15 protein-coding genes are annotated in these 15,210 nt (G+C 61.2%); 2 read left to right on the top strand and 13 right to left on the bottom strand.

Translation table 11 applies throughout. The features are described 5' to 3' along the window. Nucleotides 1-14: 14 nt before the first annotated feature. Nucleotides 15-956, top strand: coding sequence for an amidohydrolase family protein (locus NKH16_RS18435; RefSeq protein WP_352832694.1), 942 nt, complete (start codon nt 15-17; stop codon nt 954-956). On the opposite strand, the gene NKH16_RS18430 is transcribed toward NKH16_RS18435, so the two are convergent. The 4 genes from NKH16_RS18430 to NKH16_RS18415 are packed head-to-tail and all read right to left on the bottom strand — an operon-like array spanning nt 930 to nt 5,427. Beyond that, entirely contained in the window at nt 930-1,889 is a 960-nt protein-coding gene (locus NKH16_RS18430; protein ID WP_352900939.1) for an ABC transporter permease, read from the bottom strand. The two genes, NKH16_RS18435 and NKH16_RS18430, sit on opposite strands and share 27 nt — an antisense overlap. Beyond that, nucleotides 1,886-2,851: an ABC transporter permease gene (locus tag NKH16_RS18425; RefSeq protein ID WP_352449117.1), complete on the bottom strand. Its 966-nt coding sequence runs from the start codon at nt 2,849-2,851 to the stop codon at nt 1,886-1,888. Before NKH16_RS18425 ends, NKH16_RS18430 begins: the two co-directional genes overlap by 4 nt. After that, complete coding sequence (locus NKH16_RS18420) at nt 2,848-4,356, bottom strand: sugar ABC transporter ATP-binding protein (protein ID WP_352900935.1); 1,509 nt, start codon at nt 4,354-4,356, stop codon at nt 2,848-2,850. Before NKH16_RS18420 ends, NKH16_RS18425 begins: the two co-directional genes overlap by 4 nt. Nucleotides 4,357-4,374: 18 nt before the next feature. Beyond that, nucleotides 4,375-5,427 carry an ABC transporter substrate-binding protein gene (locus tag NKH16_RS18415; RefSeq protein ID WP_352470927.1) on the bottom strand — a complete coding sequence of 351 codons (1,053 nt, stop codon included), beginning with the start codon at nt 5,425-5,427 and terminating at the stop codon, nt 4,375-4,377. 240 nt (nt 5,428-5,667) lie between these two features. Between NKH16_RS18415 and NKH16_RS18410 the strand changes: the two genes are divergently transcribed. After that, the gene (locus NKH16_RS18410; protein ID WP_352900932.1) at nt 5,668-6,471 is read left to right on the top strand and encodes an IclR family transcriptional regulator; all 804 of its coding nucleotides are present in this window, start codon (nt 5,668-5,670) and stop codon (nt 6,469-6,471) included. A 1,391-nt stretch (nt 6,472-7,862) separates the two neighbouring features. On the opposite strand, the gene NKH16_RS18405 is transcribed toward NKH16_RS18410, so the two are convergent. From NKH16_RS18405 to sctL, 9 genes are all read right to left on the bottom strand, one after another. After that, nucleotides 7,863-8,720, bottom strand: coding sequence for a protein-L-isoaspartate O-methyltransferase family protein (locus NKH16_RS18405; RefSeq protein WP_352900929.1), 858 nt, complete (start codon nt 8,718-8,720; stop codon nt 7,863-7,865). Between the two features lie 143 nt (nt 8,721-8,863). Next, nucleotides 8,864-9,706 carry a D-glutamate cyclase family protein gene (locus NKH16_RS18400; protein ID WP_352900926.1) on the bottom strand — a complete coding sequence of 281 codons (843 nt, stop codon included), beginning with the start codon at nt 9,704-9,706 and terminating at the stop codon, nt 8,864-8,866. A gap of 161 nt (nt 9,707-9,867) precedes the next feature. Beyond that, a complete protein-coding gene (gene sctT / locus NKH16_RS18395; RefSeq protein WP_352900923.1) occupies nt 9,868-10,683 on the bottom strand; it encodes a type III secretion system export apparatus subunit SctT in 816 nt (271 codons plus the stop codon). A gap of 9 nt (nt 10,684-10,692) precedes the next feature. Further along, nucleotides 10,693-10,962: an EscS/YscS/HrcS family type III secretion system export apparatus protein gene (locus NKH16_RS18390; protein ID WP_352467364.1), complete on the bottom strand. Its 270-nt coding sequence runs from the start codon at nt 10,960-10,962 to the stop codon at nt 10,693-10,695. 17 nt (nt 10,963-10,979) lie between these two features. Further along, on the bottom strand, nt 10,980-11,633 hold the full coding sequence (gene sctR / locus NKH16_RS18385; RefSeq protein WP_352900920.1) for a type III secretion system export apparatus subunit SctR: 654 nt from the start codon (nt 11,631-11,633) through the stop codon (nt 10,980-10,982). Continuing rightward, on the bottom strand, nt 11,626-12,474 hold the full coding sequence (sctQ, locus tag NKH16_RS18380; protein ID WP_352900917.1) for a type III secretion system cytoplasmic ring protein SctQ: 849 nt from the start codon (nt 12,472-12,474) through the stop codon (nt 11,626-11,628). The genes sctR and sctQ overlap by 8 nt, the downstream gene beginning before the upstream one ends. Before the next feature lie 292 nt (nt 12,475-12,766). After that, nucleotides 12,767-13,249, bottom strand: coding sequence for a hypothetical protein (locus tag NKH16_RS18375; protein ID WP_352874330.1), 483 nt, complete (start codon nt 13,247-13,249; stop codon nt 12,767-12,769). Then, entirely contained in the window at nt 13,236-14,594 is a 1,359-nt protein-coding gene (locus NKH16_RS18370) for a FliI/YscN family ATPase (protein ID WP_352822468.1), read from the bottom strand. The genes NKH16_RS18375 and NKH16_RS18370 overlap by 14 nt, the downstream gene beginning before the upstream one ends. Continuing rightward, complete coding sequence (gene sctL, locus NKH16_RS18365) at nt 14,591-15,208, bottom strand: type III secretion system stator protein SctL (protein ID WP_352822465.1); 618 nt, start codon at nt 15,206-15,208, stop codon at nt 14,591-14,593. Before sctL ends, NKH16_RS18370 begins: the two co-directional genes overlap by 4 nt. Between the last annotated feature and the right edge of the window lie 2 nt (nt 15,209-15,210).

Below are 15,210 nucleotides of genomic sequence, written 5' to 3'. Positions count from 1 at the left end.
CATGAGAGAGATGCGTGCCAAAGCGTTACTGCGGACCGATCATCGATGCCCACCATCACCTTTGGGATCTCGGCCTCGGCCGCCATCCCTGGCTCACGCCCACGGCTGGCGAACGCGGCGGTCTGGGCGAGCTTGGCCCCTTGCGGCGAAACTACCTTCCTGAAGATTATTTGCGCGACGCCGGCCAGCACAGTGTCGTCGCCACTGTCCATGTTGAAGCCGGTTGGGCCGGGGATGACTGCGTCGGTGAAACGCGGTGGCTTGAAACCCTCGACAAGTCGCGCGGCGTGGCCGCCCGTTACGTCGTTCACGTACCTCTGGCGAACCGCCAAGCGCCGGCGCTGGTCCAGGCGCAGGCGGCATTCGACCGTGTCGTCGGCGTACGCGACATACTGAGCTGGGATCCGGATCCCGCCCGTCGTTTTGCCGCCCGTGACGGCATCATGGACGATCCGGCCTGGCGTGCCGGCCTGTCCCTGCTTGGGCGTCGCCGGCTGGTTTTCGACCTGATGGTATTTCCGCGCCAGCTCACCGGCGCGGCGCGCCTTGCAGCGGCCTTTCCGGACCAGCTCTTTGTTCTCAACCATTGCGGCAGCCCGATCGATCGCGATGCGGACGGGATGCGGGTGTGGCGCGAAGGGCTGCGGCTTTTGTCGGAGCGCGAGAACGTCGCCATCAAGATATCGGATCTGGTCGCCTACGATCATGATTGGACGCTCGACAGCCTAAGGTCGGTTGTCATGCATTGCATCGACTGTTTCGGTACGCGGCGCGCGATGTTCGGCAGCGACTTTCCGGTCGCCGGCCTGCATGCATCGTTCAATGCGGTGTATGACAGCTTCAAGGCCATTGCAGGAGAGCTTTCCGCGGACGAGCAGACGGCACTATTCTATGGCAATGCACGGCGCATTTATCGGCTGGACGATATGTCATCGGCGGGCCTGCTCTCTGCCTGAGAGAAGCAGCAGCCCCAGGATCAGCGACCCGAACAGGATACTGCGCCAGCCGGGCGATGCGTTGACCACGGTGATCAGCGCCGTGATCGTAACCAGCAGGATGGCGCCGGGGATGGTGCCGGCATAGGTACCGAGCCCGCCGAGGATCGAGGTGCCGCCAAGCACCACGGCGGCAATCGAGGCGAGCAGATAAGGATCGCCGATACCGACATAGCCTTGTCCGTTCATGCCGAGGACCAACACACCGGCAAATCCCGCACAGAAGCCGCTGATGCCGTAGACCGCCAGCGTGGTCGAGGCGACCGGAACCCCGGACAGCGCCGCGGCGAGCGGATTGGCGCCCATCGCGAATATCCGGGCGCCAAGGGATGTCGCATGCATCGTGGTCAGAACGATCACTGAAATGACCACCCACAAAAGCACGCCTGCCGGAATACCGACCGGCCGCGCATTGCCGAGCCAGCGGACCAGCGGGTTCTCGGCGGTCACGGCACTGCCGCCGGCGATGATGATCAGCAGACCTTGCAGGAATGTCGCCATCGCCAGTGTCATGATCATTGGATGAACGCGCAACAGCGCCACGCCCAGCCCGTTCACCAGACCGATTGCGCTCGTCAACGTGAGAACTGCAAGAACGGCGGTGAGCCCTGTCGGATCCGCCTGCCACGAAAGCAGCGGCAGGCTGACAGCGCTAACCGTGACGATCGCCGCGACGGAAAGGTCGATGCCGCCGGCAATCACCACGAAAGTTTGGCCCGCCGCGACCAGGCCGATCACCGCGCCCAATTCAACCAAATAGCGCAAATGCCCATAAGCGCCGAAGCCAGGTGAAGCGAAGCTCGCCGCGATCCATACCGCCGCAACTATAGCGATCGTAAGGAAGGGCCGGCTGCGCAGAATCGTCACGGCGCGCCTGGCGCTCCGTGCTGTCATTGCTGCACCTTGCGGAATTGCGGGATGGCTACCGCCCCGATGATGATGAGGCCCTGGGCGACATATTGGGCGACCGGCGTGAAGCCGAGGAAGAACATGACACTGATCATCAGGCTGAGCAGCAGGCTGCCCGCAAGAGCGCCGCGCATGGTACCCTGGCCGCCGAGGAAACCGATGCCGCCGAGCACTGCGGCGGCAATGGAATTCAGCGTGAACGCCGTGCCGATGACTGGATCGCCCGAACCCGTTTGCGCGGCGATGAACAGGCCGGCGCCTGTGCAAAGCAGGCCGCTAATCGCGTAGGCGGCGATCCGGGCACCGTCGATCGGCACGCTGGAGCGGTAGGCGCCGACGGGATTTTCGCCTGCAGCATAGATGCTCAAACCAAGCGGCGTGGCGAGATAGAGTTTCCACAAAAGCACGATGAGTACCAGCAGCACGAATGCCGCCGGGGTGTTGCCGGCAAGCAGGTCCGACAGCCACTCGGGTATGGCGCCGCCCGGCCTCGGCAGGATGAGCAGCGCAGCGCCGCCGATAATGAAGGAGCCAGCGAGCGTCACCACGATCGCCGGCAACCGAAGTTTCACGACGATGAACCCGATCGCGGCACCGATGCCGAGACCGGTCAGCGCCACCGCAGCGGCACCGCCGGCTATGCCCAGCGGTCCGGTCATCGTCGTCGCAGCAATCACCGCGCCCAGGCTGACCATGGCGCCGATGGCCAGGCTTATGCCGCCGGTGAGCATGAGGATCGCCTGGGCCATGGCGACCAGCGCCAGCGGAAACCAGCTCTGGGTGAATTTGGCGAAACCGGACGCTGTCAAGAGGCCGGGAAACAGGAAACCGTAGGCAATGACGAACGCCAGGACCACAGCGAACAGGCTGCGCACGCCGACATTGCGGCGCAGCTGAACCGGCCAGTAGAGCGCGCCGGCTTGGCTTGAGGATGCTACCGTGCTCATGCCGCAACTTTCTGCTGTTCGGCGTCCATTGCGGCGGAAACGATGGCTTCCTCGCTCAGTGCCTCGCGCTTGAGCATGGCCACGATGCGGCCTTCGCGGACCACGCCGACGCGGTCGCAAAGGTGCACCAGTTCGGGTGTGTCGGAACTGAGCAGCACGATCGCCTTGCCGGCGGCGGCGAGTTTGCGAAGCATCATGTAGATCTCACGCTTGGTCTCGACATCGACGCCGCGCGTCGGGTCATTGAGGAGAAGCACAAGCGGCTCGTGTGGCATCCATTTCGCCAGCGCGACCTTCTGCTGGTTGCCACCTGAGAGTGCCTGCGCCGGGCGGTCGAGGTCGCCCTTGATGGCAAGCTGGGCGGCGAGGCCCCTTGCCATATTGCGCTCGGCGCGCCGGCTGCGCAGCTTCAGCGCCGGCAGCCTTGCGAAGGCGGGCAGCATCATGTTGGTGATGATGGGATGGATCAGGTGCAGGCCTTCGCGCTTGCGGTCAGCCGGGACATAAGCGAGGCCGAGCGCATTGGCTTTCGGCACGCCGCCAGGCAAACCCGAAACACCGTTTACCGTCGCGGATACCGTCCTGGCGGGGATCGCGCCGTAGAGGCCAAGCAGCAGATCTTCCTGCCCCTGCCCGACCAGGCCGCCAATGCCAAGCACCTCGCCCGTCCTGATGTCGAGATCGACGTCGCGCATCAGGCCGGCCGAAAATTTACGAACCGAGATGGCGTCGGCCGGCGATGGCGAAGGCCGCCATCGTGGAAAGAGATCGCCGGGGTCGCGGCCGACCATCAGCCGTACCAGTCCGGCGGCATCGGTTCCTTCCAGCGAGCAGTCCGCCGTGCAGGTCCCATCCTTGAGCACGGTGACATGCTCGCACAGCGTCATCACCTCGTTCAGTCGGTGTGAGATGTAGAGAATAGCGATGCCCTCGCCCCGAAGCCTCTCCAGCAGGTCGGTGAGGATTTTTGTCTCAGTTGCCGATAGCGATGAGGTGGGTTCGTCGAGAATGAGCACGCGCGGCCGGCGGTAAAGCGCCTTGGCGATCTCCACCATCTGCCGGCGGCCGAGGGACAGGTGCCCCACCGGCGTAGACAGCGGTTCGTAAAGCCCGACAAGATCGCATGCGGCTTTGGCCTGGACGGCAAGCTCGTTGTAGTCGATCAAGCCGAACCGCTTGGGATAGGCACCGAGCCCGACGTTTTCGGCAATGGACAAGCTGGCCGTCAGGCTGAGTTCCTGCTGGACAACGGCGATCCCGGCCTGTCGCGCATGAGCGGGGGTCATGCGCGAGACCGGGCGCCCATCGACCTCGATCGCCCCGCCGTCCGGGCGCAAGGCGCCGGACAAAAGGTTGATCAGTGTCGACTTACCTGCGCCGTTCTCGCCCAGCAGCGCATGCACGCGGCCCGGCTGGAGAGCGATTGAAACGTTGCGCAGAACGGGGTTGCCGAAAAAGGACTTCGACACCCCCTGCGCGGCGAGAAGCGGAGCCGTGGTTGTCAATGCTACAACCCTTCAGGCTTATTTCTGGGCCAGCAGCTTCTTGAATAGATCCTCATCGTACGGCGAATAGATGTAACCGTCAGCCGGGAAATCCTTCGCCCGGGCGAGGTATTCGTCGATGTTGGAATTGTCGATCACCGGCAACGGGATCTTGACGAAAGCCGGCACATCCTCGCCCTCCAGTGCCTGGACGGCGGTGTAGGTGGCGAAGGCGCCGAGCCAGTTCGGCTGCATCGTCGCCCAGCTCTTCAGGCCCTTTTCCTTCCACAGTTCGAGAAACTGGCGCGCATTCTCGCCGGTGATCGGCACCTGGTCGCGGCCCTGCTTGTCGAGCGCGAGCACGGCGCCCGCCGACAACGCGCCGCCCAGCGACAGGATGCCGTCGATTTCGGGGTTGGCGAAAAGCAGGCTGGTCACGGCCTCCTGGGCGGGCGCGACATTGTAGGGCGTGTTCGTCTCGGCAAGCACCTTCACATCGGGATGGGCCTTAAGTTCGGCATCGGCGCCTTTGCGCCGGTCGTCGCTGACCGAAACGCCGGCTGGGCCATTGAGGATGAGGATCTTGCCCTTGCCGCCGATGGCGTCGATCAGGAACTTGGCCGCCTGATCGCCCCACTGTGAGGAATCGGTGTTGACCTTGGCGGTCACCTGATCGGTATCGACGAGGCTGTCGAAGTTGATGATGGCGATGCCCTTGGCGCAGGCGTCCGCCAGCACGCGCGCCGGCGCGGTCGACGAACCAGCGATCAAGATGATGGCATCGACATCGGAATCGATCATCGACTGGATCTGCTGAATCTGGACGTTGGCGTCGCCCTGGGCATCGGTCACGACGAGTTTGTCGACCAAGCCTTGCTTCTTCAAAGTCTCGACTTCGGCTTCGATCGTGCCCTGTGTCTGCTTCATCCAGGTCGGCACTGAATAGATATTGGCCCAGCCGATCGTATATGGCGCTTTGCGATCGCCCTTGATGCATTTAGCGGCGGCGTTGGCCTGCGAACCGGCGCCGAGGCTGAGGAGAAGGCCGAGGCAAAGGGCACTGGCGGATGCGAAAAACGATGATTTCGTCATGATTGTTCCCTTCTGAGGTTATGGCCTGGGCGTGCGGGGTCGGGACGAGAAAACCCGCCGGTTGCCGCATCTCGGAAACCGCCTGTTTTCTCGTCAGGACTTTCTGCGCCTGGCTCGTTATTGTCCGATATTTCAGACGTTAGGCCTGTATATCGGACAAATGGATGCTAGACTGAGCCTTGACATCTTTCAAGCGTCTTGAGACGAGGGCCGAATGATTTTTGCGCGGGTGCGGCCTACATGAGCGATAGCGTCACTGGTCTAATTGAAACGGAAGCCGGCGCCGAGCCGCGCAATGGCGAACGGCGTCGCGGGATCGACCGCGTCATCATGCTACTCGAGGCCCTTCTGCGGCACCGCGCGCCGATGCGCGTCGGCGACATCGCCAAGATGATCGGGGCGCCGCGTTCAACCACTTATGAAATCGTCAACAGCCTGCTGGAAGCCGAAATGCTCGAGAACGTCGGAACGGAAGGCTATGTCTATTTCGGAAAGGCGATGCATCTGTTCGGCTGGGCCTACTCACATCATAATGCCCATTACCGGCGCATCATCGAAACCCTGGACAGACTAGCCGCGGAGACGGGCGAGACCGTCCAACTGTGTGGCCTGCGCGGGAACAAATACGTCGTCCTTGATTGCAGGGACTCTCCTGGCCCGTTCCGGATTTCAAGCGATGTCGGAGTCGAGGTTCCGATCCCGTGGACGGCGTCCGGAAGGTTGCTGCTCGGCCATTTGAGCGAGCAGGAAATACGGGACTTCATTGCGCCTGGCGACTACAAGCTTCCCGACGGCCGCGTCATTGCACCAGCCGAGTTCTTCGGCGATGTCGCTCTGGCGCGCCAGCAAGGTTTCAGCGAGACGGCTGCTCTGGCCGACCGCTTCACGTGGTGCATGGCCGCGCCCATCCGCGACGGCAACGGGGCCATCAACAAGACGCTTTGCTTCGTGTTGCCCGTCGACACACCGGAAGCGCGGCGCAGCGAATTGCTTGCCCTGCTATGCGAGCGCGCCCGTGGGTTGTCGTTGGCGGGAAGCGAGTAAAAAATCGGCGCGCGAAGGTCCGGGATAGGCTCCGTTCGTTCAGCCGCAGCAGCGAAGCCGGAACTGATACTCCGGAGTATGGCAAAGGCGGCAGCGCGCTCCTGCTACCAGATCTTCTAATTATTTGATTTCTAGATTTTTAGGACGGGTCGCCCGACAACATTGACCTTAATGAGTATCTTCAGTCGGGCGAGGTCGCGACGGATGCGAGGTCCAGAATCATCGCTACAATCGCCCTCGAGTGTGAAGGATGTAGGCCTCGGCTGGCGCACGAAGGCCACAAACGCAAGCTCGAGCTCGGCTACACCCGTCGCCCAACGGCACACGCAGCGGGACGCTTCCCTGATATCTATATCTAGATGATGCGGTCGTCTATAAAACCATCTTCAAGGACGCCGGCGGTACGATCATCCGGACTCGGAGGCGTGTTCGGACGTCGTCTACCTTACTTTAGAACTCCTGACACTAGATTCGTAGGTTGATGGGCTCACTTTACTCGGCCTACTTCGTCGTCCAATCGACAACGCGGCGAGTGAGAATGCGAATATCGGCGTCATCGATCACGAAGTCGAACTTGACCTCGAGTGTCCATCCGTCCCCCTTAGGGCAGATTGTCCACCAGAGTCCGCATCATAGGGGCAATGAACGCGCCCGGTCTGGCGGCTAGACGAGCTAGAGGAACGGAACACTATCATTTTATTGAATTACTAATGACGCATGAAACGGGCTATAATTCGCTCGTAGCCGGCAGCGCCGTTGGCAGCCGGTTAGGTCCGGCGGCCCACCGGTCACCCCGATCGGCTGTCGGCCCGTCCCCATCAAAGTTACGCGCGGTGGCGACCAACGTGAGACGAGATCGATCCAACAACCCCGCACCCGGCACCAGGGCCAAGCGCCACGCGACGCCGGCCAACGACGAAGCAGGGTTTTTCGAGTTCTGCCCCGTTTGTGGCCAGACGTTCGACAAGCGAAACTTTGGCGAGGTGCTGCATCACTATCTCCCCGGCCACATCGCGCTAGCCACTTGTCTAAGCTGGCTGGAATTCCGCGGAGTGCCCGACTTCCTGCAGGGAAGGCCCCGGCTGGCACAATGGTATAGACCCTTCGTGGAACGCCCTTCAATGCGGGCCACACCCTACGACGGCGACACGCGAGATTGATATCGATCGCCAGGCTTTCGAATCCAGCATGTGTCGGTCATCAGCCAGGCATTCTCGAAGCCAAGAGAAAGCCTGCGCTGCAGCCGGCCAGGACCGCGGTTGCGATCCGCGCGCGCGGATCGGGGAAATTTCGGACGCAATGATGTTTCGGACTGCTCCCGACGGCATAGATCGCTGGTGGAACGACGTGCCGCACGCTACGACGGCGACACGCAAGATTGACATCGATCTCTAGGCTTTCGAAATCCAGTATGTGTCGGTCATCAGCCAAGCGTTCTCGAGACCATTTGCTGGTCGCCCTCGATGGTATTGCGCGAGACGGGTGACCTTGCCTCGGGCAGCCTTGAGGGCAGCCTTCAAGGCCTTTTCTTCGTCACTGCGCCTGGCTCCGCTGCACGGGTAAAACCCGCATGGCATAAGAGACCGTACAGGAAACGTATCGCCAGCCCTTTGCAGAAGCATCATGAAGCCTCGTTGGTCTTCAGCCGTGAACGGCAGTGCCATCCTGCCAGCGTCGGACAAATTCGAAAGCCACCGTTCCGGCACGTGCGTCACTCCGGCAAAGGCGACCACGACATTGAGGTCTGGCAGATCAACTGCCTGCGTTGCATCACCGGATACCACTTCGACATGGGCGTAATGGGCAAGATTGCTTTGCGCGCGCCGGGCTAGTTCTTCGTCGATCTCATAGGCAATCACGCGCCCTTGAGAACCCGTCAGTTCAGCGAGGATGGCGGTGAAATAGCCGACACCGGCGCCGACCTGAAGGACGGTCTGGCCGGGAGCGATGTTCACATGGTCGAAAACCAAGGCCCAAAGCGATGGCAAACCGCTGTTTAATCCGCGTTTTTCGTCAAGTGAGACCAGAACGTCGTGGTAAATCTCATGAAGTGCGGCTGAAGGGCTGGTATGGACCGCCCCGATCTGCAATCTCGAATGGATGCGCCACGGCCCGTTGCCAAGGTAGTGTTCGCGCGGAACCTTTGCGAAGGCCTCGATGACCGCAGGGTTGTGTAAGACCGGTGACGCGACACGCAGGTCTTCGGCAAACCATCGGCGCGCTTCACTGGCATCGGTTCTTGTCGGCATGGAATATCGGCTCCCGGATTGCGCGTACCCGAGTCATGCTCTCAGAAAACCGAACGGCGGCAAAGGGTACCTATCCTCGCGTCCGCCCTGCAGTCGAAGTGATTCGGAGCCGTTGGATCAGGCAAGCTCCGACTTGAGCACGATCATTGCAAGCTCGCGCCAAGCTCGAAATTAGGCCAAGACAGCGCTCGTGCATCCACGTCGGTGATCAGCATATGGCCCGGCGAGACTGTGATGGAGATCGCGAGTTCGGCACGAGCAAGAGCGTCTTGGGCGGTCAGGCTGCTCGCCCAGAATACAGGGATCTCCCCGTCCAAGACTTCGACGGCATCACCCCAGTCGGGAGCCATCAAATTTCGGATGCCGACCGTCGTGGGCTCTCCGACATGGATGGGAGACCCGTGCGCATGCGGAAAGCGCGCGGTGAGCACGCGAACCTTGTCGACTTCGCTATGCCGTATCGGACGCATGGAGACGACCATTTCGCCACCGAACGGTCCGACTTGGGACGTCTCGATCTTGGTGCGGAACTTGGGGGCGGTTTTTCCACGGCCGATACGCCGGAGCTTCACGCCTCGTTCGACAAGTGCGGCCTCGACGGTGAGCGAACTGCCGAGCGCGAAGGCCGCAAAGTCATCTCGCCACAGGTCGATGATGTCTGTGGTCTGGCGGATCATCTCGCCGAAGTGATAGATGCTGTACTGTGGTGCATCGGTCCGGATATCGATATCGCCCAGCGCAGGCAGAAATGGGCTGCCCGCACGGCTCACACCGACCAAAGGGCAGGGTTTCGGATTGCGGACACAAAACTGATAGAAATCGGCGGCAAAGCTGCGCGGCACAATCACGACGTTGGCCTGGAGCTTGCCGCGCGCAAGCCCTCCTGTATGCCCTTCATAGGCACCCATCCTGACGAGTCTGCGCAATCTGCCCGCATCGACCATTCGCAAATCCTCGTAGATCGGTAAAGTGATCGGGCGAGCCATGGCTTCCAACGGATGCGCGTTTCAACGACACGTCGAGAGCGCGTAAGATCATCGGCAGGTCTGCCGCTTGTCAAATCATCAGAATCTTTCCTCATTGATAAATCGTATTTATTGGCCGGCGAAGGATGGCGCTTTTTATTAGCTTTTGCTCATATTTATTCTCATTGACACTCGCGGCAGCCGATCGCTTCTATCTGTCGGCTTGCCTCATGCAGGAAACCAAGATCGCGGTTCATGTAGAAGAGCAGGAAAGCCACATAGAGTACAAAGACGAGACTGAACACCAGCGTCTTCACGATCAGCGACAGTGCAAAAACATTCAGGTGCGGAGAGGCCCGCGCCAGGAAAGCCAGCACAATGTCGGACAGGAGCATGCTGATGATGAGCGGGAAAACGAGGGTCAGCGCCATCGCCATGATGCGATTCAGCAGACGCAGAAATATTCCCGCAGCATCCTTGCTGAATACAGGCAGAAGACTGTCGATCGGCCACAGGCCGTAGCTCTCGTAGAGACTGGTCAGGGAAAGCTGCAGGCCGCCGGCAGCCAGGTAGATTGTGACCATGATGACCGCGAGCAAGGTGCCGGTAGCACTCGTCTCGTGCGTCATCATAGGGTCGATCAGCGTCCCCATCGTAGAGCCCCGCTGCAGGTCGAGGATGTCACCGGCAGCCTCTGCTGCCCAGAACGGTATCCCCATACACAGCCCGAGCGTTACACCGACCACAACCTCCTTGAGAATGTAGGCTGCGATCATCGTGGTCGTGATGTCGCTGTTCGTCAGCTTGCTCACGACCATTGGAAAGATTGGAACTGCCAGCGCCAATGCCACGCCATTGCGCAGAAGCCCTGATAGCGGCACACGCGAAAACAGCGGCATCAGAAGCATGAAACCACCCACGCGTGCGAGCGCGAAAGCGCCTGCCAGGAGATAGACCTGAAGGTCTTTGACAGATGCGAAGAGTGGTTCGACCGGCACCTGCGTGCCTCAACGTGTGACGACCGGGAATTCGTCCAGAGCCGTCGATGCCTGCTGCGCGATCTGCTGGCCAAGCACAGGACCTAAGACGATGATGACCAGCAGGATCACGACAAGCTTGATCGTCTGCGGCAGCGACTGGTCCTGAATCTGTGTCAGCGCCTGGGCAAGGCCGACGAGGATGCCGACCGCCAGTGCCGCAATGATCGCTGGGCTGGACGCGAACAGCACCGTCAAAAGCGCGCTTTGGACCTTCGCCAGGATGAAGTCATTGCTCATGCGTACCCGCCATATCGTCAGCCGTAACTCAGGATCAGGCCATGCATCAGGCGCGACCAGCCATCTATGGCGACGAAAAGGAACAGTTTCAGGGGAATCGAAATAAGGACCGGCGAGACCATGATCATGCCGAGCGTCATCAGGATATTGGCGACAACGATGTCGATGATGAGGAAAGGAAGGTAAAGCAGGAAACCGATCTCGAAGGCTCGGGTAAGCTCGGAAGCAACAAAGGCCGGAACAAGGATCGAGAGATCGTCGTCCTTCAGGTTCTGCCGCGCCTGTTCCGGCCAAAGGCGGCTCGTTCCATCGAGAAAAAACTGCCGCTCCTGCGGCTGAGTGAATTTCATAAGGTGTCGCTGCAGTGGTTCCCTGACCAGTTGCGCTGCCCTGGCGAGGTCATCGGTCGTCTGGAACTGAACTTGCCCTTCTTGAAGTCGGCCAGACATCTCGCTCAGCAACGGTGTCGTGACATAGACGGTGAGCACAAGCGCTATGCCGTACAGCACCAGATTGGGTGGCATCTGCTGGACGCCGAGTGCATTGCGGATGAGAAACAGCACGACCGAAATCTTCAAGAACCCCGTCATCGTGACCACCGCCAGAGGCAGCAATCCGACGAAGCCGACGGCGATCAGAATACCAAGGAGATTGGGCGAATTCTCAACCATTATCGAACATGCGCACGATCCGCACGCCCAGGCTTTCGCCGATCCGCACGATCTCACCGCGGCCGACACGTTTGCCGTTGGCGATGATGTCGACAATCGCCTCCGTCACATCGGCGAGCGGAACAATAGTGCCGGGCGCAAGCTGCCTCACCTCTCCGAGAGGCATTGCCGTGCGGCCGATCTCGAAGGCAAGCACGACCGGCAACTCGTCCAGGGTTGATTCTTCCAAAGTCTGGCCGGCTGGCGGCGACGTGTTCTGGTTCATGGTCCACTCCCAATTGGATCCGGCGATAGCCGTCGGCGCGGCAAGCAATTGCGGCCCGGCGGCCGTCAGGGCGACCGGCGCATAAAGGCGCTCGGCAATGATGAGTGCCGCCATGCGTTCTTCCGCCTCATTCCTGAAAAGCACTACGTCGTCAGGCTGGAGGCTTTTAAGCTCGCCAAGGGTTAGGTTGAGTGCGCCACGCCGAAGGCAGATTGGCAGAGGAAATTCGGCCGGGATCGGCGGTCTGGCCTTGGCGATCTCGTCGAAAAGACGGCCGATCCGTACCGCCAGCCCGGCGTCATTCGTGTTCAAGACGCAGTCAATCGTTTCCTGACTGCCGGTCAGGACAAAAGCCAACGGGGTCTCGCCCGAAACCGAAACTGCTTCTGTTTGTGTGACCGAGGTGAGCGCGATACTGTCGCCCAGCTTGGCCTCAATCCATTCGAGATCCTCTTCAAACGCGGATTCCAGCAGCAGTGCGGCGTGGGCGGGGGCCAGCCGCTTCATGTCGACCAGTTCGTCTGCCCTGGCGAAGCCTCTTTCGACCACGGAAAGCGGCAGGCGCAATTTGCCCATCGTGTCTCCGACGGAGAACGCATGGTGTACCACCGCTGGTCCGCAGGGTTCGGCGCCGCCCAGATGGCGGCAATCGGCACCGCCCTGCCCGCGATCGTGATTTCCGCGTGCGCGCGCCGGCGGTAGAAGGCGTTCAATGCCTCAACGTCGACAGACGCAACAGAGTTCAGCACCAGCCGCTCGCCAACGCTCGACCGTGAGGCCTTGCGTTTTGCCGGCTTTACCTGCGCTCTCGTTTTTCCCGACGCAAAGGCTTGGGGCATCACATCCATATTCACGATCACAAAATGGGCTATGTGGGCAGGCGCGTTGGACCGCGCTCTTCTTCCTCGGAAAGCTCGGCAAGCGCCAGGCGACGTCGTGCGGTGCGGTTGATCAGATGCTCCAATACCCCGTCCAGCTTCGTCAGAGCTTTCATGGCCTCACGATGATCATTGCGAGCTGCCGACAGTTCCGCTTGCCGTTGCTGCTCGACAACGCCCGCCATCTTCTCGTTTTCACGCAATTGCTCGGTTTTTCTGGCGGCGATTTCAAACCGGCCCTGTAGCTGGTGAAGGCTGGCAGCTTTTATCGGATGCCCAATAAGCGAGCCGAACGCTGCATCTTCGGCATCGACCGTGCGCTGCAGGTGCTCCGTGATCGCACTGGCCGCCTGCCGACCCTCCCTCGCGGCCCGGTCCAAAGCGGCGTGCCGTTTGATCACCTCTTCCCTTGCACGGTCCTCACGCCGGCGTCTGAGCTCGCGTAATCGAGTGATCATCTCACGATCTTTCACCGACGATCTCCCGCATGAGTTGGCGTGTCCTCTCGAAGCTCTCATGTGTGGCGGACGCCTGACGCAGGAAGGCGTTGATGGCATCGATCTTCGCCACCGCCTCGTCCGCCACCGGATCGCTGCCTTTTTCGTATTCACCGACGCGCAGGAGAAGCTCGATGTCGGCGTAGCGGGCAAGCAGCTCGCGCAGGTGGCTGGCGTCGGACCGATGTGCGGGCTCCACAACCGCATCCATGAGGCGGCTTCGGCTGCGCAAGACATCAATGGCCGGGAAATGGTTGCGCTGCGCAAGCTCGTTCGACAAGAAGACGTGGCCATCAAGGAGCGCCTGAACTTCCTCGGCGACAGGATCCAGCGTACCGTCGCCTTCAAGAAGAACGCTGTAGAGGCTTGTGATGGATCCGACGCGACCGGGGCCTGACCGCTCGAGCAGACGCGGCAAGACCGCAAACAACGAAGACGGAAAACCGCGACGCGTCGGCGGCTCGCCCGCGGCCAGGCCAATCTCTCGCTGCGCACGGGCAAACCGCGTTATGTTGTCCATTGCAAGCAACACATGCTTGCCCTGGTCGCGAAAATATTCGGCAATACTGGTCGCCACATAGGCGGCCTTGACACGCTCGATGGCAGGACGGTCGGAGGTCGCAACGACGACAATGGCCCTCGCCCGCCCCTCCGGCCCGAGCTGTTGTTCGAGGAATTCGCGCACCTCACGTCCGCGCTCTCCAACAAGGGCGACCACGGCGACATCGGCATCGGTGCCGCTGACGATATCGGAAAGCAGGATCGACTTTCCCACCCCAGGTTCGCCAAAGATGCCGACGCGCTGCCCGCGCGCGCAGGTGAGCAGCCCATCGAGGGCGCGTATTCCGAGCTGGATCGGCTCGGAAATCAAGCTGCGCTCCAACGGAGATGGCGGATAGGCATTGACCGGATAGCTGCCGATGATGCCATTCGGCGAAAGCGGCTTGCCGTCCAATGGCTCGCCAAGCGCGCTGATCACTCGACCAAGAAGGCTGGGACCGACTGGCACCTGCTGGTCTTTTCCGGTCGCCACGACCTCAGTCAGGTTTGAAAGACCGGCCAAATCGCCAAGCGGAACAAGGACCGCCATTTCGTCCATGAGGCCGACGACTTCCGCCTTGGTCATCCTGCCTGTCCTGGGGTCGACGAGTTCGCATATCTCGCCAATACGGGCCTCCTCCACAGTCGCATGAATGACCGTGCCGGCGACCCGCCGTACACGCCCCTTCCTGGGCCGGCCGGTATCGTCGCGCAGGCCCGAACGCAGATTCGGAATGATGGAGGCCAGACGGCTTTCGATATCGGCGGCGGGCGCGGTCATCGGACCTCCGTCTTCGACGCAATCGCGGCAGCCATGGCTTTGAGCTGCGCGTCGATGCTCGCATCGACGACGGCAAAGTCGGTCGAAACGATGCAGGCGTCGGCAACCAGCGCGTCATCCGCGTCGATCTCGACCGTCATCCCCAGATCACTCTCGCGCAAGACTGCGTCCAGCTCCTCGCGAACCCTGTCGACGGACGCGGGATGAACTCGGACTTTCAGGTATTTGGCGCGGCGAATTTCAGTCACCGCCTGTCTTGCGGCCTTGGCGACAAGCGCGCCGACGTCGAATTCTCCCAGAATTCGCCTGACGATATCGACGGCAAGGCCAACGACTTCGGATTCCAGCCCACCGAAATAGCGATCCACTTTGACCGCCGTCTCGCTGATTAACCGCGTGGCCTCCGCATCGCCTTGCGCCCTGCCGTCGTCATAGCCCTGCGCGTATTCGGCCGCATAGGCTCGCCGTGCGGCGTCGCGCAACTGCTGCGCATCACGCCTTGCTTCATCGAGAAATGCATGCCCATCCTGCAAAGCGCGCACCTCGGCGGCCCGCAGGATCCGGGCGTAAGGACGCCTCGGCATAGCTTCCACCGCTTTGCCCGATTCGATCATCT

The sequence above is a fragment of the Mesorhizobium sp. M1307 genome, assembly GCF_040318155.1.
In the GTDB taxonomy this organism is placed as follows: domain Bacteria; phylum Pseudomonadota; class Alphaproteobacteria; order Rhizobiales; family Rhizobiaceae; genus Mesorhizobium.
This window is presented reverse-complemented; position numbering and strand designations above follow the sequence as displayed.